The sequence below is a fragment of the Chryseolinea lacunae genome, assembly GCF_016735595.1.
Taxonomy (GTDB): domain Bacteria; phylum Bacteroidota; class Bacteroidia; order Cytophagales; family Cyclobacteriaceae; genus Chryseolinea; species Chryseolinea lacunae.
Genome location: NZ_JAERRB010000016.1, coordinates 144,566 through 166,797 on the forward strand (window position 1 = coordinate 144,566; position 22,232 = coordinate 166,797).

At 54.0% G+C, this 22,232-nt stretch carries 8 protein-coding genes; 3 read left to right on the forward strand and 5 right to left on the reverse strand.

Annotated elements, in window-relative coordinates:
- Nucleotides 1-312: 312 nt before the first annotated feature.
- Nucleotides 313-4,389, reverse strand: a complete 4,077-nt coding sequence (locus tag JI741_RS29830; RefSeq protein ID WP_202015917.1) for a hybrid sensor histidine kinase/response regulator transcription factor — start codon at nt 4,387-4,389, stop codon at nt 313-315.
- Between the two features lie 256 nt (nt 4,390-4,645).
- Here JI741_RS29830 and JI741_RS29835 point away from each other — a divergent pair, with 256 nt between their 5' ends.
- The 3 genes from JI741_RS29835 (at nt 4,646) to ppk1 (ending at nt 9,747) form a co-directional block, all read left to right on the forward strand.
- Complete coding sequence (locus JI741_RS29835) at nt 4,646-5,524, forward strand: polyphosphate kinase 2 family protein (protein WP_202015919.1); 879 nt, start codon at nt 4,646-4,648, stop codon at nt 5,522-5,524.
- Nucleotides 5,525-5,637: 113 nt separating this feature from the next.
- Entirely contained in the window at nt 5,638-7,596 is a 1,959-nt protein-coding gene (gene gyrB, locus JI741_RS29840) for a DNA topoisomerase (ATP-hydrolyzing) subunit B (RefSeq protein WP_202015921.1), read from the forward strand.
- A 24-nt stretch (nt 7,597-7,620) separates the two neighbouring features.
- Nucleotides 7,621-9,747 (forward strand): polyphosphate kinase 1, encoded by a 2,127-nt coding sequence (ppk1, locus tag JI741_RS29845; protein ID WP_202015923.1) that lies wholly within the window; start codon nt 7,621-7,623, stop codon nt 9,745-9,747.
- Between the two features lie 115 nt (nt 9,748-9,862).
- Here ppk1 and JI741_RS29850 read toward each other — a convergent pair whose 3' ends face one another.
- The 4 genes from JI741_RS29850 to JI741_RS29865 all read right to left on the reverse strand — a co-directional run bounded on the left by JI741_RS29850 (nt 9,863) and on the right by JI741_RS29865 (nt 22,116).
- Nucleotides 9,863-10,813, reverse strand: coding sequence for a PorP/SprF family type IX secretion system membrane protein (locus JI741_RS29850; RefSeq protein WP_202015925.1), 951 nt, complete (start codon nt 10,811-10,813; stop codon nt 9,863-9,865).
- Between the two features lie 10 nt (nt 10,814-10,823).
- Nucleotides 10,824-17,291, reverse strand: a complete 6,468-nt coding sequence (locus JI741_RS29855; protein WP_202015927.1) for a T9SS type B sorting domain-containing protein — start codon at nt 17,289-17,291, stop codon at nt 10,824-10,826.
- A gap of 196 nt (nt 17,292-17,487) precedes the next feature.
- Nucleotides 17,488-20,736 carry an FG-GAP-like repeat-containing protein gene (locus JI741_RS29860; protein ID WP_202015929.1) on the reverse strand — a complete coding sequence of 1,083 codons (3,249 nt, stop codon included), beginning with the start codon at nt 20,734-20,736 and terminating at the stop codon, nt 17,488-17,490.
- 66 nt (nt 20,737-20,802) lie between these two features.
- Complete coding sequence (locus JI741_RS29865; RefSeq protein ID WP_202015931.1) at nt 20,803-22,116, reverse strand: PorP/SprF family type IX secretion system membrane protein; 1,314 nt, start codon at nt 22,114-22,116, stop codon at nt 20,803-20,805.
- Between the last annotated feature and the right edge of the window lie 116 nt (nt 22,117-22,232).

The window sequence follows — 22,232 nt, forward strand, 5'->3', positions numbered from 1 at the left end:
AAACCCTGGCGGACAAGGCCAGGGTTTTGTTTTTTTAACCTAAAACTAGAAGAAACTAAAACCTTCTGTTTGGCAGCCAACGGGCCCGGGGCGTTCAGAAGTTCACAACGCAAACAAGACGAGAGAGAAAACCTTCCGCCCATGCTCAGTGAGCGGAAGGAGAGAGGGTCTTGTTTAGCCAACTAAAACATTAGACACTAATTTTTACCTTAAATGGTGTTGCTAAGATCGCAGGAAGCGCGGGCGGGTAGGTATAAAGAATGTTTCAAGGACTACAAGATTTCGTTCAATCGCGACGATGTGCGTTGAATTTCAGCTCTTTGTGATGTCGGAGGGAAGTTTGCCGAAATGTTCGCGAAATGTTTTGGTGAAGTACGACGGATTTTCGAACCCCACCTGGTAGGCGATCTCCGAAACATTTCCGGCACCCTGGCGCAGCAGATCGGCCGCCCGCTCGAGGCGATAGTTGCGCAGAAACTCGCTGGCCGACTGGTTGGTGAGCGCGGTGATTTTGCGATAGAGTTGCACACGGCTCAACCCCATTTCGCGGGCCAGGTCTTCCACCCCAAACCCGGAATGTTTCAGGTGTTCCTCTACCGTTTGGCGCAAACGGTTCAAAAACTTTTCGTCGGTCGACGTGGCTTTCACGGGTTGATAGAGCGACACGCTTTGTTGGGCAAACTTGCGCCGTAGCAGCTGGCGCTGCTCAATGAGGTTGGTGGCCCGCACCTTCAGCTCCTGCAGGTCGAAGGGCTTGGTCAGATAGTCGTCGGCGCCGGTTTCCAGTCCTTGCACGCGCGATTCTGTTCCGGCTTTGGCCGTGAGCAGAATCACGGGGATGTGGCTGGTCACTTCCGTGGTTTTGATGACACGGCAAAACGCAAGGCCATCCATGCCCGGCATCATCCAGTCGCTGATGATGAGGTCGGGAATTTCGGCCGTGGCCAGCGCCACACCACTTTCGCCTTCGGCCGCTTCCAGAATGCGATAACGATCGGCAAACGCCGAACGGATAAACGCACGAAGCTCTGGGTTGTCTTCCACAATAAGCAACAGCGCCTGACTGTTTTCAGCCACCGCCTGCACGGCCGTGTGGCCCACGTCGTTGTGGGCTTTGCCGTTGGTTTCCACCTCGGCAGGAGCGGCAATGATTTCGGAGGCGCTATAATATTTTTTGTCGATGGGCAGGGTTAGGGTGAATGTGGAGCCTTCGCCGGGCACGCTCTTCACGGCAATTTCGCCCTTGTGTGTTTTCACCAGTTCGCGCGTCAGGGCCAGACCAAGGCCTGTGCCTTCTACTGATGCCGTTTCGTGCACGCGATAAAAACGTTCGAAGATTTTTGTGAGCTGGTCGGGCGCTATGCCTTTGCCGGTGTCGGTCACAGACAGCATCAAATGGTCTCCGTGTTGCGCTGCCATCACACTGATTTTTCCGCCATGCGCGGTATACTTGATGGCGTTGGAAAGCAGGTTGTTCACCATCTTTTCCAGAAACGAAATGTCGGCATAGCCGCGAACGGGCTCCGAGGGAACATCGACCGACAAGGCCAGCTCTTTCTGCTGCGCCATGGAGTGAAACGCTTCGGCAAAAATTTTCAGGTAATAGGCCACGTCCACATTGCTCACTTGCAGGGGCAGGTTGCCGGCTTCGATGCGCGAGAGGTCAAGCATCTGGTTCACCAGGTTCAGCAGCGACTTGCCGTTGTTGCGAATGGTCACCAGGTCGCCCTTGCGCTGGCCGTCGGCGTCTTGCATGAGGCGTTCGGTGGGGCCGAGGATGAGCGAGAGGGGCGTGCGGAATTCGTGCGAGATGTTGGCGAAGAATTTTGATTTGAAGTCGTCCAGCTCTTTCAGCTTCTGCACTTCAATCTGGCCCAGCTGCAATTGTGTTTTCAAACGCTCGCGCTGAATGATGCCCCGTCGCGCCAGGGCCAGCACCACCAATGCGGCGAGTGCATACACCACATAGGCATACCACGTCTTCCACCACGGGGGATGGATGGTGATGGTGAGTGTGGTGCCCGTTTCATTCCACACCCCGTCGTTGTTGGCGGCTTTCACTTTCAGCGTGTAGGTGCCGGGGTCGAGGTTGGTGTAGGTGGCTGAGCGGTTGGCGGCGGTTGTGGTGATCCAGTTTTTGTCGAACCCCTCCAGCGTGTAGGCGTAGCGGTTCTTGGATGGATTGGTGAAGTCAAGCGCTGCAAATTCGAACGTGAGGTAGTTTTGGTTGTGGCGGAAGGAGAGGGCAGTGGCTTCCCATACGCTTCTGGCCAGTGTTAGCGTGTCTTTCTTTTCGGGCGCCACCGGCACTTCCTTGTTGTCGAGTTTCAGCGACGTCACAATGATAGAGGGCGGGGTTGGGTTGAGCACAATGTGCTGCGGGTCGAAGAGCGTGAGGCCGTTCACACCGCCAAACACCAGCATGCCGCGTGCTGTTTGGGCCGAGGCGTTGAAATTATATTCGTCGCTTTGCAGGCCATCGCTGGAGCGGAATTGAATGAGGTCTTCCGTTGCCGGATCGTAGCGGAACAGGCCCTGGTTGGTCGCCACCCACAAACGCCCCACACCATCTTGCTGCACGGCGTTGATGAGTTGCCCGGCCAAGGCTTTCACTTCGCGGAATGCCGGAGCTCCGTTTGCACTTTCGTTCACAAACAAGCCGTGTTCGGAGCCTGCATAGAGTTTCCCTTTCGCGCTTTGAAAGAGCGTTATGATTTTGCCGGACAGAAAATGTTGAAAGCCGTTGTTGCCGTCATAGAGGTTGAGGCCGTTTGACGTGGCCAGCCATAGGTTTTGCTGTTTGTCTTTGAAGATGGTGTTCACCCGGTTGTGACTGAGCGACGCCGGATTTTTAGGATCATTCACATACTGAACAACCGAACCCAACGCACCAAACGTTTTGTTGCCGACTATCTTGTTGGCACCGCCGCCCACCGTGACGGCCCACAGGTTTCCATCCTTGTCTTCTACCACCGCTTTCACCGTGCCGTGCGACAGTGAATTGCCGTCGCCCAGGGCGGCATAGTGCACGATGTCTTTTGTTTTTTGAAGACAGCCCGCCGCGTCGAGCGGAATGCCCACAAAGCCATTGTTGTCGGTGCCGATCCACAACCGTGTTTCACCTTTGTAAAAACAGTTGATGAGGTCAACCGATTTGCTGAGGGCTTCGGGAAAGGGATCGTATTTGGCAAAGTGCAGGTTGTTGGCCGGTTCGCGCAGCGAAGCGGTTTGCATGCCTGCGCCGTAAGCGCCCACAAACAACGTTTCCGAATCGCCGCACGGCAGCGCGACGATGGAGGTGATGAAGTTAGACGGTGTGCCCAGGTCGTCGTTTGAATAGTTGATGAAGTTGTCGTGCCCTTTGCGCAGCATGCTCACGCCACCCACCCACGTGCCGATCCACAGATTTTTAGAGCGGTCCTGCAACAGCGAAAACACGAGGTCGTTGGCCAGCGACGACGCATTGATGGCCGTGTGATTGGAAAACGTATAGACACCCGTTTCCGGATGCAGGTGAACAAGCCCGCCGCCATACGACGCCACCCAGATCGATTCGTCGGTGTCGAACAGCAGCGACGACACACGCTGCATTTGCCGTTCGCCCCGTGGCATGGGGAAATAGTTATTCACCGCGAGGTTGGCGTCTAGTGCCACCAGTCCCTTCAGTGTGCCCAGCCAGTAGCGGCCCTTGTGCTGCACAATGCGCCAGATATCGTTGGTCATGAGCAACAGCGAATCTTTTTTGGCGAGTGCGGGGCGATAGAATTTTTTGTCGGGCGAAAAAAGAAAGAGACCTCCGCCACGCGTGCCCACCAGCAGTTCGTTGCCCCCTCCCGGTGCGAGGTGCAGGATGGTGTTGAAGGGAAGATTTTGTGGAATGTCGTTGATGTAGGATGTGAGCGCGTGGGTGGCGATGTCGAAATGGAACAACCCCTGGCCTGATGTGCCGAGCCAAAGGCCTTTGTTGTTGGCCTCCAGCACAATGGTGCGCACGGTGGCCGAGCCGTCGCCGATGCGGAAGGGCTGGAAGGTGTTGAGCGCGGGGTCGTAGCACGAAATGCCGCCCTCGTGGCCAATCCAGAGTTTGCCATCGGGGGCTTCCACAATGTCCCACACAAAGTTGCCGGCAATGGTGTGTGCCGTGTCGGCCGCGTCTTTCCGGAAGATCTTGAAGGCGTAGCCATCAAAGCGGTTGAGGCCGTCTTCGGTGCCGATCCAAAGGAAACCGTGCCGATCCTGAAACATGCTCACCACGGTGCTTTGCGACAGACCTTGTGGAAGCGAGTAGTTGTCGAACTGTAGTTTCTGAGCAGAAGCGTTAACGCACAGAAACGCCAGCATCATGACCAGCCATACCCTACCCGCGAAGCTATCCTTCGTACATATCATACCATTCATTGTCGCTCCAAGTAATGAAAAATTGACGGAACAACTAAGGTAAGGAACAAAGCCCAATGATGCGCAGACTCCTCCCGCTTATCGGGGGCAGAAAAAAAGAAAAGTTTTCAGGGAGGAAAACAAACGGTGTGGACGTGCGGCGGCTGATGCTTTCCTCCTTACCTTGTGTTATAAAAAACAGCGGCGTGCATGCACGCGTCGGTGAAAAGATTCGTCTCAGGAAACAACATTGTATTTCATCAGTCTTATGGAGATAAAAAAATTCAGAGTAAAACCCGGTGAGGCCGTTAGCCTCAAAGACTACGACACCGGCTATGAAGGGAAGGACCTGAACAAAGAAAGCGCCGTTGAGCTTCTGGAAGCGAGCCGCAAGCAACTGGCCGAGGTGCAAGACAAACTCTACGCCCAAAACCGCTACAGCGTGCTCATCATCCTGCAAGCCATGGATGCTGCGGGCAAAGACAGTGCCGTGAAGCACATCATGTCCGGGTTCAACCCCTTGGGCGTGAGCGTCTACAGTTTCAAGGCGCCTACACGCCCGGAACTTGATCATCACTATTTGTGGCGCCACATGCTGGCGTTGCCAGCCCGTGGCGAGATTGCCATTCACAACCGTTCGCACTACGAGAACGTGCTGGTGACGCGCGTGCACCCGGAGTATATCCTCAGCGAAAACCTGCCGGGCATCGATTCGGTAGACAAAATCAAGAAATCGTTCTGGGAAGATCGCTTCCGCCAGATCAACGACTTCGAGAGAACCCTTAGCGAAACGGGCACCATCATTCTGAAGTTCTTTCTGCACCTGTCTAAGAAGGAACAAAAGAAGCGTTTCCTGGAACGCATCGACGATCCCACCAAAAACTGGAAGTTTGAGATGGGCGATATCCGCGAACGCGGGCATTGGTCGGACTATCAACGCTGCTATGAGGAAGCGCTTGCGGCCACGTCGCAGAAAAATGCGCCGTGGTTTATCATTCCGGCCGACGACAAATGGTATGCGCGACTGTCTATCGCATCGGTTATTGCCGATCAGTTCGACGACCTCAGCATTCACTACCCAACCGTAACCGAAACACAAAAAGCCGACCTCCAAAAAGCACGGCAACAGCTCACGAGCGAAGACTGACGCACGGTTTTTTTTAGTAAAAAAAATACCTCCGATTTGTTTGTTGATCGGGTGGTAAACGTTATTGTTATGTGGGTTAAAAACGTTATTTTTGAAGGTTCTAATAATACATCATGAGTGAAGTTAAAGACAAAGTTCCGGCTGATTATTCAGCCAATAATATCCAGGTTTTAGAAGGTTTAGAGGCGGTTCGGAAACGACCGGCCATGTATATCGGAGATGTAGGCGTAAAAGGGTTGCATCACCTTGTTTGGGAAGTAGTCGACAACTCGATCGATGAAGCACTGGGCGGCTATTGCGACGACATTAAAGTTACCGTGCTGGAAGACAATTCCATCCAGGTAGAAGACAACGGTCGCGGTATTCCCACCGACATGCACGAGAAAGAAAAACGCTCTGCCCTCGAAGTGGTGCTCACCGTGCTGCACGCCGGCGGTAAATTCGACAAGAACACCTACAAAGTATCCGGCGGTTTGCACGGCGTGGGTGTATCGTGCGTGAATGCCTTGTCTGAAATGCTCCACGTTACCGTATACCGCGAAGGCAAAACCTTCGAACAGGAATACGAGCGCGGCGGACCCAAATATTCCGTGCGCGTTATCGGCGACTCGGACCGTACGGGCACAACCGTGCACTTCCTTCCCGACAAGCAGATCTTCCCCATCACCGAATACAACTACGAAACCATCGCCACCCGCTTGCGCGAGCTTTCGTTCCTCAACCCGGGCATCAAAATCACGCTGACCGACCTGCGCGAGAAAGACGAAAAGGGCGAAGCGCGTAATGACGTGTTTCTTTCCGAAGGCGGCTTGCGCGAGTTTGTGGAATACATCGACGCCACACGCGAAAAGCTTATTGCCACCCCGATCTACATCGAAAACGACAAGGGCGAAATTCCCATCCAGGTAGCCATGAGCTACAACACCAGCTTCAGCGAAAACCTGGTGTCGTATGTAAACAACATCAACACGCACGAAGGCGGCACGCACGTGGCCGGTTTTCGCCGCGCGCTCACCCGCACGCTGAAGGCCTATGCCGACAAGTCGGGTCTGCTCGAGAAAGTGAAAATCGAAATCACCGGCGACGACTTCCGCGAAGGGCTCACCTCGGTGATCTCCGTGAAAGTGGCCGAACCCCAGTTTGAAGGTCAAACCAAAACCAAGCTCGGCAACTCCGACGTGATGGGGGCTGTAGACACGGCCGTGGCCGAAGTGCTGCAATACTATCTCGAAGAACATCCGCGTGAAGCAAAGCTCATCGTCAACAAAGTGATCCTCGCGGCGCAAGCGCGTTTCGCAGCCCGCAAGGCACGCGAAATGGTGCAACGCAAAAACGTGCTCTCCGGCACAGGACTCCCCGGCAAACTGGCCGACTGTTCCAGCGCCGATCCCAGCATCTGCGAATTGTATCTCGTAGAGGGTGACTCTGCGGGTGGTTCGGCCAAACAAGGTCGCGACCGTAATTTCCAGGCCATCCTGCCTTTGCGCGGAAAGATCCTGAACGTGGAGAAAGCACAGGAGCACCGCATCTACGAAAACGAAGAAATCAAGAACATGATCACCGCCCTCGGCGTATCGTTCGGTACTCCCGAAGACGACAAGGCGTTGAACATGAATAAACTGCGCTACCACAAAGTCATCATCATGACCGATGCCGACGTGGACGGCAGTCACATCCGCACACTCATCCTCACATTCTTCTTCCGCTATATGAAGGATCTGATCGAGAGCGGCTATGTATACATCGCCTTGCCACCGCTCTACCTGGTGAAGAAAGGACGCGAAGAGCGCTATTGCTGGACCGAAGAAGAACGCGAAGCCATTGTGAAGTCGCTGGGCGCCGGTGGCAAAGAAGACTCTGTGGGCGTGCAGCGCTACAAAGGTTTGGGAGAAATGAACCCCGAACAATTGTGGACCACCACCATGGACCCTTCGAAGCGTTCGCTCAAGCAGGTAAGCATTGAGTCCGCAGCCGAAGCCGACCACTTGTTCTCTATGCTCATGGGCGACGAAGTGGCACCGCGCCGCGATTTTATTGAGAAAAATGCGAAGTACGCCCGCATTGATATTTAGCAACCGTTTTAGCGGATTGATTTTATGGAGGATTCGATCGTAACAACCGAAAGGATTGTTCAGCAAATAGAAGAAAGCAACTACATCAGCCGCGACCTCAGCTGGCTGAAGTTCAACTATCGTGTGCTCGATCAGGTCATGCACACCGATCGCAGCATATTCGACCGGCTGAAATTCCTGTCCATCACGGCGTCAAACCTGGATGAGTTCTGCACCATCCGGTTGGGCAGCCTCTACAACTATATTGATTATGGCAAAGAGCGATTCGACTACAACGGCCTCCGCGAGGAACCCTTCCGCATGCTGTTGCTGTCGGAGACGCAGAAGTTCTACAGAGACCAGAACGAATACTACGTTGAACACCTGAAGCCCCTCTTCTCGAAGAACGGGTTTGTGATAGCACCTTATCGTGAACTGTCTATCGACAACACGGCCAAGGTGAACGACTATTTCAACAAGACCATCTTCCCCATGCTCACGCCCATGGTCTTCGACAGCTATCACACATTTCCGCTGTTGATGAACAACAGGCTGCTGTTTGGCGTGGTCACCAAAAGCCCGCTCGAAAACAACACGCAGCAGCGCGTGTCGTTCATGCAGGTGCCCCAAAACCTTCCGCGCTTTTATGAGCTGGAAGAGGATGGGCTCATCAAGTTTGTGCCCATCGAAGAAATTATACGGAACAACGTGCACAACCTGTTCCGCAATGTGGAGATCATCAGCACCAACCTGTTTCGCATTAACCGCAACGGCGACTTCACACTCGAAGAAAGCGAAGACATCGAGTCCAACTTCCTCGAAGACCTGAAACGCAAACTGAAAACCCGTCGTTCGGGTCGCGTGGTGCGGCTGGAAGTGGAGGAGGGGGCCGACCCCTGGATGATCCGCCTGCTCAAAATTCAGTGGGACCTCGACGAACACAACATTTTCTACGCACCACAGGAAAGCATGATCGAATTCTCGGGCCTGATGCAGATCATCGGCCACAAAGAATTTAAAGCCCTGCGCGTGCATCCGCACGAACCCATCAAGCCTCTCAACTTTCCCGAGCATGGCTCGCGCGATTTGTTTGAAGTGCTGAAAGAGCGCGACATCCTGTTGCACCACCCCTACAATTCTATGGAGCCGGTGCTGGAGATGGTAGAGAAAGCCGCCGACGATCCCTATGTGCTTTCGATCAAAATAACAATCTATCGCGTGGCCCGCGAATCACGCATCACCGCTGCCTTGTTGCGCGCTGCCGAAAACGGCAAGCACGTGTCGGTGTTGTTTGAAGTGAAGGCGCGCTTCGACGAAGAAAATAACTTACGCGAAGCCCAGCGCCTGCAAAAGGCGGGCTGCTTCGTGATCTATGGCGTGGGCAACCTCAAGACCCACACCAAACTCATGCTCATTGTGCGCAAAGAAGGCGAAGACAAAGTGTATCGCTATGTGCACCTTTCAAGCGGCAACTACAACGAGGCCACGTCGCGCTTCTATGTTGACATCGGCCTGCTCACCACCAAAGAAGTGTATGCCAACGACGTGTCGGAATTCTTCAACGTCATCACCGGCCACTCGCAACCGTCGGCATACCGAAACCTGATCACATCGCCGCGCGACATGCGCATACAGCTTTGCAACCTTGTGCGACGCGAAGCCGAGAACGCCCGCAACGGCATTCCGTCGGGCATTGTCATCAAACTCAATTCTTTCCAGGACAAGGAACTCATAGACGAACTCTACGAAGCTTCGAAAGCTGGCGTGCCCATCAAGCTCATCGTGCGCGGCATGTGCTGTCTCCGCCCCATGCGCAAAGGCCTCAGCGAAAACATCGAGGTCATCTCCATCGTGGGCGAGTATCTGGAACACTCGCGCATCTATTACTTCCACAATGCCGACAACCCCAAGGTATACATCGGCAGTGCCGACGCCATGGTGCGCAGCTTCGACCGCCGCGTGGAGTCATTGTTTTTGCTGGACGAAGACGTGCTGAAGAAGCAGGCCATAAACAACCTTCGCTTCAACCTGAAAGACAACGTGAATGCCTACGTTATGCAGGAAGACGGCACCTACGTGAAGAAAGAACTGAACGGCAACCCGCCGTTCAACATCCATAAAGAATTCTACACCATAACCAAAGACGTGGTGCTGGACGCCAAATTGTTTTAGTCTTTAGTATTGAGTCATTAGTCCTGAGTAGAACTCAATACTTAATACTAAAGACTCAATACTCAATACTCAATACTAAGGACTCAAGACTCAAGACTAAGGACTCAAGACTAAACTACCGGTAGTCGTAGTACTGCGGACATTCCGGATTTTTGTGCACACCACGGATGCGGGTGCGGTAGTTGATCATGAACTCGTGTGTTCCGTTCGAGAAGTTGTTGAGATCGGAACGGGTCCAGTCATAAGAATAACCGAAGTGGAATTTCTCGCTGATCTTTAAATCGATGAAGGTGATGAGTGCATCGCCCGTGCGATAGGAAACACCTGCGCTGAACACGTCATAGAAAATGAACGCGTTGTTCAGGTCCACGCTAAGGGGCTGTCCTTCCTGTGTGCGAATGAGGAACGATGGATTGATCTTCACTTTGTTGAAGCGATCTAACGGCAACACCACGCCGCTGCGCAGGAAATAGTAGCGTGATTCTTTCAGCTGACCCAGCAATCCTTCCACGGTGTTGGCAATCCGGTTGTTGATGATGAACGGAACGGAAAGGCCGATAAAGAAATTTTTCTTGCTGAAGAAAAGCCCGGCGCCGAAGTTGGGTTTCACCGTGTTCAGAATGTTGTAGAACGACGGGTCGTTGGTAGTTTGCAGATCGAGCTTGCTATAGTCTGCCCCCAGCAGGTTGATGCCGGCCTGCAACCCCATGGCCAGTGTGGCGTCATGAAAATGGATCTTGTAGGCATAGCTGGCATAGATGTGCTCGTTCTTGTAGCTACCGATTTCGTCGTGATTGATCATGAGTCCAACACCCACCTTGTTTTTGGCCAGGGCCGTGTGGCCGCTGATGTTGTACGTCTTCGGGGCACCCGGATAGTTGATCCACTGATTCCGGTACATGGCCGTCATGCTCAGTTGCACCTGGGCTCCTGCATAGGCAGGGTTGATGACCAACTCGTTGAAATAGTACTGCGTAAAAACAGGATACTGCTGTCCGTGTGCGAAGGACAGCAGCACCAGCATCGCTGCAAAAGTTGAAAAAATTCTCTTGAGAGGGGTACTCATGAGTATAGGGTTAATTAACAAGTTCCAGATATCCCGCCACCGGTTTCGAACCGTCGCGTTTGTCGATAATGTAATAGTAAGTTCCGCCGGGCAGGTTGTTGCCCATCAGGCTGATGCCTTTGTTGGACTTGCCATCGAAGAACACACCGTTGTTGTCGTAGCCTTCGGCTTCATACACCAGCGTTCCGGCGCGGTTAAAGATCTTCACGTTGTTCTGATCGAAGGCTTCGATACAGCCGATGTTGAAGATGTCGTTAGAGCCGTCGCCGTTGCGCGACACACCGTTGAAGGGGCGGATGTCCGTCTTCACCGATACAGTTTTTGTGGTCGGGCATCCGAGCAGCGATGTTACTTCCACTTCGTAGTCGCCACGGTCTATGTTGGAGGCGATGGGCCCGGTTTGAATCAGCGTGTTGCCCTGGAACCATTCGATCTTGCCTATTTCCACACTGTTGGTGATGAACAGCGCGAGGCTTCCATCGGGTGTGGGACTGTTGCTGTCAACGGCCGCGGTGCAATGTGTTTCTTTAATTTCGAAATCAAACTCCGGATACACCGGCACGAAGATAAGCTCTTCGCTCACCAGCGGCGATTTGCAACCTGTGATGATGCTGGTGGCCGTGGCCGAATAGAAACCTATGGCAAGACTGTCGTATTGATTGCCCACAAAATCGGCGGTGGCTTTTTCGACCTGGCCAATGTACCAGTCGAACACATAGTCGCTGATGTTCTGATCTACCGAAATGCTCAGTGAGCCGTTCGGATGGTCCGTGTCGCAGCTTGTTACCTGCGACAGGATTTCGATCTGCGGCATCGGGATGGCCACGGGGCTGTAGTTGATCTGGATGGTTGTGGTGTTCGAGCAACCGGTAATCTTGTCTGTAGCTTGCACGGTATAGACGGTGTTGTCTGGCGCCATGTTGGGCTTCAGGCCATCGGCTTGCACACCGCTGTAGAAGACGGGGAGTGCGGCCACGGGGGGAAGACCTTCATACCAGGTGAAATCGTAGTTGATGAAATCGCCATTCACCGAAGCGGTGGCCACACCGTTGGGTATGGTGGGATCGCAATTCGTTACCGGCATTAAAGCCTCAGCCGTAACCGGAGGGTAGACGCGTTGGTCCAGCAAGATCACATCCACCGTGTCGCTCACGCAAAGGGGAAGATTGGTTACCGGATCGGTGATGGCGTCTGAAGGATCGATGGCGTACACTTTCAACACGGTGCCCAGGTTGGCAGCGCCCAGCGGTTTTATTTCGCGCGTGGTCTGCCCGGTGCTCCACACAAAGTTGAAGGCGTTTTGATTGATGGCGTTGGGAACACCGGCGTCATCCAAGCCACCAAACAGAATCGATGCCAGGGCTGTGCCATCTTCGTTCACGCAGAAGGTGAGCGGTGTGGAGCTTGCGTCGATAAGGATCTGGTTCTTCCTGGGCGGCACGGCATAGATCTGATCCGCCACGCAGTCGTTGCTGTTGTTTTTCACCACCACTTTGAAACTCGATGTGGTGAAGGTAACGGCAGAGAAATCGAAGTGGGCGGTAGTGGCCAGGGCAGGATCGCCAGGGGCCGCCGATGCAGAATACCATTCAATGGCATAACCGGTGGTGCTGTTTCCTTTCGGAGCAATTTCAAGGAAGCCGGGCATCGGTGCCACGCAATGCACATCGTTGCGGAAGGCCAGCAGGTCCATGTCGACTGTGTTCGGTGTTTTGTCGAGAATGGCAAAGCTGGCGGTGATGTCGCAGCTGCTGGCAACGTCGGTGGCTACCACATAGTAGTTGCCCACAGCCAGCATGCTTAGTCTATCCCAACCCTGCCCGTTGCCGTCGGCATCTGCTACAGGGGTGGTGTCTTCTCTTCTGAAATCGAAGTTGTAGCCGGTAAACGGTGCGGCAATAGGACTGTTGTCTACCTGTATGTTCTGGAAGAACACCGAGCCAATAACCGCGGCCGATTTTCCGGTCACAGGGTCACAGTTCAAAACGTCGGCGGTTTGCAGATCGCCGTTGGCCATGTTCACAGAAAGATCCATGGGTTTGTTGGGCACGGTGAAGAAACGGTCCACAAAACAACCCTGGTTCACCAGGGTGTTGTAGGTGACGCGCACTTTGTAGTCGCCGGGCACCAGGTTTGAGGCCGTTTGTGTGGTCTGTCCGTTTGACCACGCATAGTCAAAGTCGGTAGGTGTGCCAGCCACGTCCACGAAGATGGAACCGTTGCCCACGTTGGTTGCAGAGGTCTTGCAGAACGTGTTGGTGGTGATGATGGATGCCGTGGGGTCGCCGTCGATCACAGGATCGGTGGTGACTTGCTTCACGGTCACGGTTTGTTGCGCGCGGCAACCCACGGTGATGGCGGCGTTAGAGATGGCCACCAGTGTATAGTCGCCCGGATCAAGCGGGGCGAGGGTTGCGTATTGATCTGTTGCGCCCACGTTGGGCAACAACGTTCCAGACGATGTTCCGGGATCTGTTGTTCCGGGGAACAGGTATACCGAATAGGCTGTGTTGGTAAAGCCAGGTTCAAGGTTGGTCAGCTCCACCACAATTTCTCCGCCTTTGCCCGGCACGCAGTTGGTGATGTCTTGTTTCGACACGAAGTCAAGCTGGTGAGAGTTTAAGGCTTTCAGGAAGAACGATGTGCTTTGAGGACATCCGGTGTCGCGGTTGGTCACCGTCACGCCGTAGGTTCCCTGTGCGAGTTTGGTGAGCGATGAGGTTGAAGATGTGCTCGAAACAGCAGCCGTGGCAGGAAGCGCGGTGCCCGGTGCTGCGCCGCCGGTGAACCAGCTAAAGTCATAGCCGTTGATGTTGGCGTTCGACACACCGATGTTCAGGATACCTTCGGTTAAGTTACAGTCCGTGGGGGGTGTGGAGCTCGTCAGGTCGATGGTGAACGGAACAATGCCATTCAGAATCTTCACCGTCTTGGCGGGGGTAGCACACTTTCTTACTTTATGAACAGCCTTCACGGTGTAGTCGCCATCGGGAATGCCGCTGAGGATGTTTGTTTTGTTGGCTGGATAATCTGACGATGCTTTTTCGGACGTGCCGTTGAACCAGAGGAACTCATAGTCGGAAGGACCGTCGAGCGAAACGGCTTTCACTTCTATGGTGCCGTTGCGTGGCGCGCAGGTTGAATTGGCTGTGAGGTCGATCGTGATGAGCGACAAAGGAATAACCTTGTCGTCGATGTGCACTTCTTCGGTGGCCTCGCATCCGGTGATTTTGCTTTTCACCTTCACGGTGTAGTATGAGTTTCCGTCCAACTGATCTACGGTAGATTGTGTGGCACCGGCAATGGCGTTCACGGTGTTCTGTCCGACATACCATTGGAAGGTAAAGTCAGCAGGGTTGCCCACAACCGTCACGGAAGCTGCGCCCGTAGGGGCAGAGGCATCGCACGAAATCTGGTCGGCAGATTTGGTTACGGTGATGTCGGGCGGAACGGTTTTGATGATGGTGATTTTCTTGGGTGCCGACTTACACTTGGTGCTCGTTTTGGTAGCCACCACCGTATAGTCGCCTTGTGCCAGGTTGTTGAAGGTGTCGCCGGTGAAGTCGGCAACGGCTTTCACAGACGAGCCACGATACCATTCAAATTTATAGCCTGCCGTAACACCATCAACCAATGCCGATGCTTTTCCGGATGTGGTGTTGGAACACAACACATCTTCTTTGGTCACGGTGAGGTTCGGCGCCACGGTGTTGTCGGGAAGGTTATAGGAATCGAAACGCTGACAGCCTGTGGCCTTCTCGATGACCAGCGCGGAGTAGGTTATCGCCACCAGGCCGGCTTTGTTTTGGGTGTTACCAATTTTGGGATCGGTCAACACATCCGTGCCCTGATACCAGGCAAAAGAATACTTGTTCAAATTGGCGCCGGTCACCACGTTGCCGCTACCGTCCAGCACCACTGCAGTGAGTTCGCCGTTGGGAGTGTCTACGCAATTGGTGAGACCGTTCACCAGGTCGATGCGGATGCTGAAGTTGCTTTGCACTTCGCCGATATCAACCTTCACGGTGTCGGAGCTACACTTCGCTGTTTTGTGAACAGCAAATACAGTATAGGTTCCTTTGGGACGGCCGGTAATGACAGCGCCCACAAAGTCGGGTGTTGGTTTAACCACCGTGCCGGCAGACCAGTAGAAATTATAGTCGGTCGAGTTGGGCACGCCAGACACGTTTATGAACGCCTTGGCCGATCCGTTGTCGGGTGTGCCGCTTCCGGAGCAGACAATGTTGTCCTGCACCTTTTGCGCGGTGAGCTTCACGGGCAGCGGCGTTACAGGCGAAGAGATGATGTTGTTGCCATAGTCGCACTCAATAAAATTGGTGTTGGGCAATTTGATGGGCGTGGGCACGGTGGTTCCACCGTCGTTCAGCACAATGTAGAGTGTGAAGTTCGAGCCGGGGCCGTTCACCGTTATGTTGGTGATGGTCTGCTCGGTTCCCACGGCGAGGTTGGTGAGTTTCACCTTTGTGGTGTTCAGCTTTTTGGCGCCCACTTTGGTGGGGTCGTTGTCGTAGAACGAAATGGGCACGTCGCCACTCAATCCGTTGTCGCCTTTGTTTTTGATTTTGAACGACACCGTGAAGTTGAGCGAAGGACATGTGGGCTGGTTCACCACCAGCGAATTGTCTACAAACGCGAGATCGGGCGACGCATATTTAGGACAGCCGAGCGAGTTCAGGAAAGGCGATTGGTTGAGGAAGCTGTTGAGGGGACGGTTCTTACCAACCGTACACACATTTTCGGAGAACGCGAGGTGATGTTTTTGCTGTATTCTGGGAATGGTGAGGTTGTCGTTCACGTTCACGTTAAAGTAGCCGTGCTGGTTCCACACGCGGCGCGCAGGCACCCAGGGTTCTGCACCCGAGCGGTACACACGCACTTGCGAAAACTCCGCCTGGTTGATGTCGCAGAAATTTGTTCTGTCGGCAGCGCCGTAGTTGGGATCGGTCGGGTCGGTAATGGTTCCGTTCAACACAAAGTCTACGGTGCGGCAGGTCACGCAAAGTTCGGTCGAGCCATCGGCGTCCACATCGGCCACAATCGGAAACTCGCGGTTGGTACGTGACACACAAGGTTGTTGCGTGAACACAGAGCCATCGGTGCCGTCTATGATGTAGATGAATTTTTCGTCGCGATAAACGATCTCCGATTTGCCGTCGCCATTAAAGTCGAAGAGGGTACAGCCTGTGTTGCCTGATGTTTCTTCAAACACGGTAACCTTGGGCCACAGCGGCACCAGCTTGGTGGCGTTGGCCGGATCGTCTTTCAGGGCATACAGATATTTTCCCGACACATAGGCCAGGTTGGGTTTGCCGTCGCCGTCGAGGTCGGCAATGTTCACGCGGCCCGTGCCCTGGTGCCATCCGTTGGCATAGTAGGCTTTGGTAGAAGGAGGGCAGGCTTGAATGGTTACGTTGCCCGCCATCGGGTCGGCGTAGGTCTTCACGTTGCCGGTCACCAGGTTCCAATAGAAGATGGTGGTGTTGCCGTCTGTTGTATTTTTTCCGGAAGCCACCACGTCAAGCGAACCATCCAGGTCAATGTCGGCCACGCTGGTGGCATCAATGTCTACGCGTTTGCCATAGTTGGCAATGGTCATTTGGCTGGTGATGGTGCCGGCGCCAATGTTCACGCTAAACACCACACCGCCGGCCACCAGTTCAAGGTTGTCGTCTTTCACAACATCGGTGGGTTTGTGTGCGGTGGCGGTTCCATCCACCAGCACGTCAACGGCCACGGGGCCGCCGTTAAAGTTCGACCAGCTTGCCGTGGGCGCTACAATGGTGGCACCTGTCTGTGCGTTGAAGATGGCGTTGCGGGCATAGATTTCTTCTTTGCCGTCGCCGTTAAAGTCGGCGATGCCAATGGTGCCGGGGTCGCCGGGAAGTTTGGTTACCCAAAGTTGTGTGAGGGTACAGTCGAAGGCATACAAACTCCAGTCTGTTCCCAAAATAAAAATCTCACCGCACTTGCCGTTCCCGTTGTCGAGGTTGGCAATGGCGATGTCTTCGTAGGCCGGCGTGAAGGTGACTGTTTTTTGAAGTTTGATTTTGTTTACGCCTACGGTGGCAGGGGGGGTGACGGTGGCCTTGCCTTCGAGGATAAAGAGTTTCTTGGAATATTTGTTCACCGTCATCATTTCCGGTGTGCCGTCGCCATCAATGTCGCCTATCACGGCACGGCCAAGGTGATTGGCGGTTCCGTCGGGCGAGGCCGATTCGAGGGCCAGGGTGAAGGCTGGGAATTGCGAGGGCTTTACTTCGCAGAGCAAGTCGTTGCCCACATAGCCGCCGGTGCAGACTGTTTTGTTGGCGCAATCTTTGTCGAAGCAATCGATGAATCCGTCGCCGTCATCATCAATACCATTGGCGCAAATTTCAGTGCCGACCTGGGCAAAAGAAGCCGTTGCACAAAAGCACATGCTCAGGCACACAGCGAACAAATAGACGTACCTTTTCATAGGTTCAGTAGGTTGAAAACAAAGCCAATATAAATTACCACCAAGGTGGGGCATTTCAATTCTTATATTTCATTTCAATCGGTGCCGTAACCTCGCATGTAAGGTTTCGCGTAGGGTTACCGTTCGGCGCGCCGCATTCAAATAAAATACCAAAAAACAGAAACCGCGGAAAACTGCATTAAAACATCATCCCAACTCACCTCAGCAGCGTTATGCTTCCCGATCTGGGCACGCTTTCTTCACCCTCGCAACGTATGATATAGTAGTAAACGCCATCCGGCAGTCGTTTTCCATTAAAGGTTCCGTCCCAATTGTTTTCATAAGGTTTCGCTTTGAACACCTTCACACCCTTGTCGTCATAGATGGTGATCTCGCATTGGGGATACTCTTCAATTTTCTCTACCGTCCAATAGGGGCTCACGGCATCGCCGTTTGGCGAGAAAAAGTTTCCGGGCTTGAGCTTGGTCACAATGGCTTCGCCTTTCACACGCAACGCCACGGTGGCGGTGCCCGTGCAGCCGTTGGTGCCGCTGCCCGTCACGGTGTAGGTGGTGGAGCTCAACGGCGTGGCTACGGGGTTAAAGATGGTGGCGTTGGAAAGTGTTTCGTTGGGTGTCCAGCTATAGTCTTCCAGGCCGTCGGCGCTAAGCTGTGCGCTTTCGCCTTCGTTAATTTCTTCGGGCACAGCCTGCGCGGTAACGGTGGGCTCGGGAAGCTCGCCAATGATCTGGTTGGCTTTTAGTTTACAGCCGTTTGTCGACACCACGTTCACACTATAGTCGCCCGGGGTGGTCACCGTGATGGTGGGCGATGTTTCGCCCGTGCTCCAGGTGTAGGAAGTGAATGTGTTGCTCACGCCCAGCACCAGGCTGGCGTTGGGACAAAGATCGAATTTGTTGAGTGCGTTGGTAATGGCAATGTCGGGCGCCGCTGTGATGCCCAGCGCCGTGGGGCTTGTCTTGGTGGCGGGGCAGGCATTGCCGGCATACGAAACCGTGAGTTTGGGAGTGAAGGAGCCGGTGGCTGTGTAGATGTGTTTGGCAATTTTATCGGTCGATGTTTTGCCGTCGCCAAAGTCCCACAGATAGTTGGGTATGGCGCGGGGGTCGCTGTCGGTCGTGGAGGCGTCGGTGAAACTCACCTCTTCGCCCTTGCAGGCCGAACCCGTGGGCAGGAATGAGAAGTCGGGCGATGGTGTGACCACCGACAGCAGCGTGACCGTGTCGGAATAGACCGGTGTGGTGCAGCTGGGGTTGGTGGAGGTGGCCGAGAAATAGTAGTCGCCCGTTACGTTGATGGAAAATGTTTTGCCCGTCACTTTTGCGCCGGTGGTTTTGTCGAACCACTGAATGTTGAAATCGGTGAGGCTCACATCCGGAAACACTTTGAACAGTTTTGCAGACGGTTGGCACACCACGCTCGAGCCGGTGTATTGCACCGAGAATTCGGGAATGGCCACAGCATCGACCGTGATGGTGTTGGTGCCCGCCACGCAGGTGCCGTCTTTCACCACCAGTGTGTAGATGCCGGTGTTGATGGGTTTGAAGGCTGTGATGGCAGCCGGGTTTGTTCCCGTGCCGGTGTAGCCATTGGGGCCGCTCCACTCATAGGTGTAGGAACCGCCCAGCGATGGGATGGAAAGGTTGAGTGTGCCGCCAATGCAAATGGGTCCTTTCGGATCGGGCACGGGCGTTACGGGTGTGCCTGCCGAGATGGTTACTTTCACAATGCCCGATGTGGTTTTGCACGCGCCACCTTCAGACGTTGCCGTCACCGAATAGTCGCCGCTAACGGTGGGCGAAAATTCGTTGGTGCCCGGTGCCGAGCTTGTGCCTGCCGTGATGTTGTTCCACACATAGGTGGTGGCGCCGCCGTTAGTGGCCGTGAGTTTTAGCGGTGCGCCGGAGCAAACGTTTAGCGGTCCTTTGGGAGTGATCTCGGGAACCATGCACGTGCGGTTTCTGAACACGGTTATTTTCGATGCGGGCACAGAGTTGTTGTTGTCGTCAACACTGGTGAAGACGATGTCTGACTTGCCGTCGTTGTCAAGATCGCCCAGGGCAATGTGGCGGCTGATGTAGGTTGTGGGCGCAGCGTCGCTGGTGAAGGTGAGGCTGCCCGGTGTGCTCTTGTTGTTGAGGATGGTGATGCCCTTGGCGAGGTCGTTGATGGAGCCGGTCACGATGTCTGTTTTGCCATCGCCATCGAGGTCGCCAAAGTCGAGGCCCCAGGGATATTTGGTGGTGGTGAAGCTTTGTGGCGAGGCAAACGAAATGGATGTGAGCGTGCTGGTGTTGCGGAATATGCCCAGGTTAGAGCCCGGTGCAAGTTGCGTGAAGGCGATGTCTGATTTGCCGTCGCCATCCAGGTCACCAACTTTCAGGTTCTTCACCGTGCCGCCAACGGGCAGGGTAGTGATGCCGCTCATCGAAATTGTGCCGGGTGTGCTTTTGTTGGCCACCACATACACGTCGCTGGTGGTCACAAACTGGTTGGTGATGATCTCGGGACGAAAGTCGCCGTTCAGATCTTCAACCGCCAAACCGTCGGTGCTCTTCGCATCGGGAAGGGTCACAACCATGGGCGCGTTGGTAACAAAGTCGAAACTGCCTGCGGCTTTACTCACCAGGATGTAGACGGCGTTGGTGGCTTGCGAGGTCACAATAATTTCGGGCTTGCCATCCTGGTCGAGGTCGGCAATTTTTACCTGGCTCAGCTTCTTGCCGGCGAGGCTCACGGTGGTTTGATTAAACGCGCCGCCGGTGTTTTCGAAAATGAAAAGCTTGTCGCCTGTTTCGGTAAGCACCATGTCGGGTTTGCCATCGCCGTTCAGGTCGCCGCAGGTTATTTGCAGTGTGCCGAGGGCTGAAGACAGTCCCTGGTTTTGCAGCGAGGGGAAGGAGATGGTGCCGGGTGTGGAAGCGTTCAATAAAAGTCTTACGGTGCCGGCAATGCCGGTGTGGGCGGTGGCCACGTCTGTTTTGCCGTCGCCGTTAAAATCGCAAAGGCACATGTCGTAGAGGCCTTGGTTGGGCACGGGCACGCCGGCCGGAAAATGTTGTTCGGGGCCCAGGTTTGTTTTGTCGAAACCGGTAGGTCCGCCAAATGAAAGGAGGAAGGGCTCGCGATAGTAGCCGGTAAATCCCGGTGTGGCCGGCTTCGACACGGAGATGTCGTGATAGGTTGCGCCAGCGGGAACGCGCACGGTCAGCAATTGTTCGGTGGCAATTTCCACTTCGCCTTGCACGGCGCCAAAAAACACCACCAGCTTTGTTTTGTCGGTGCCGAAATAATTTCCCTTAATGATCACACGTTCCGTCATGCTTGCCGACAGTTTGTTGACGGCCAGCACTTCCGGTTTCTGCGCCAGCGCCACGGTGGCAACGGCGAGCATCAAAACCAGGAGGGCAACGGACTTTCTGAACAGGGTATGAACTTGCTTCATAGTGCCATAAATGCATCGAATGCTTTAAAATGTAACCGTATCATAGGTGTATCGTAGGCCATCGTGCTATTTCGTTGTCACAATCATGACGCGTGCTTCTTTCAGTTTGGTGTATGTTTTCAGGTTCCGCACTTCTTCGTGCGCTTCGGCAGCTTTCTGCGTCTCTAACACATGCACGTAATATTTTTTATCGGCCGGATTGTAGAAGATCTCGGCGTTAAACTTGTCGTTGATGAGTTTGCGCTTGTAGCCGTCGGCGGCGGTGAAGTCGGCAAACACGCGGATCACCACGAAGTAGCGTTTCTTCGCTTCCACTTCTGTGGTCTGGTTGATCGCGTTTGGATCTTCGGTCGTTTCCTGGAAGCGCGCCGTGTGTTTTTCGGTGGGCGACTTGGTTAAGGTTGAGCGCAGCACCGGAGCGTTGCGTTTAAACTTCTTCTGCTTGCCCAGCTTCAATCCTAAAATCACTTCGTGGCTGCCTTGCGAAAAACCATCTTGTGGCTGATTGCCCGGCTCATAGCTATAGCCTATGAGAAACCGCTCGGTGCTGATGCCCACATTGCCCGTGAAACCATAAGGCAAACGGTAGGAGCCACCCACCCAAAAGTGCTGGCTCAGGTTGAGCTTGCCCAGAAACTCGAACTGACTGTTCCCAAATTTCGAATACTTGTAGTTGAAATAAAACTCCAGGGGCGCAATAGCTTCCTGGGTTTTTACATTGCGCTTCAAACCGCCTTTGCCCTTGCTCACGATGCGGCTCTCCACTTTGCGCTTGTAGTAGATGGACACAAACACATTGTCTGACGGCGACACGGTGGTGCTGGAGAAGCTGGCGTCGGCGTTGAACTTGGGTGGGAAAAGCTGTGGCAGCGACACGCCCACGTTCAGGCCCGAGCCCGCACGATAGAGAAAGCCGAAGCCCGCCGCCGGTTGAAAATTATTGGCCAGATAGTTTGCGATGGCGGGGTCGCTGGGGTCGGCAACCTTGGTGAGGTCGATGGTGTTGGAGATGCCGCCGCCGGAAAGTCCCAAAAAGAGCCAGTTTTTTTGCCCCATGGGAATTCCATAGGCATAGGAAATGGAAAAATCGGTGGTGCTGAGCAGGCCTCTTTTGTAGGACGAAATCTTGCCGCCCACACCGGCCCGCGACTCGTTCATCATGGAGGTGATGGTGACGGCGGCGAGGGTGGGGGCACCCTCAACGTTGGTCCATTGTTGCCTGTAGAGGGCATAAACCTGCGTATAATCGGTTAATGCTTCGGCCGGATTGTAGAGGAAAGGGTTGACGTAAAAACTGTTGTAGACAGGATAGTTTTGCGCATGTACAGAGTTACAGCACAGCAGGAGCAAGCCAAAACAACAGTTAAAAAAATAGCGCATTCCTTCTTTATATGGGCAGAGGCGTAAAAGTCACTCCAAAAATTAAACCGACTTCCTGTGCCAGCTAAAAAAATTGTTATTTATGCATTTCCACTGCGATAGGTAAGCAGTTGATT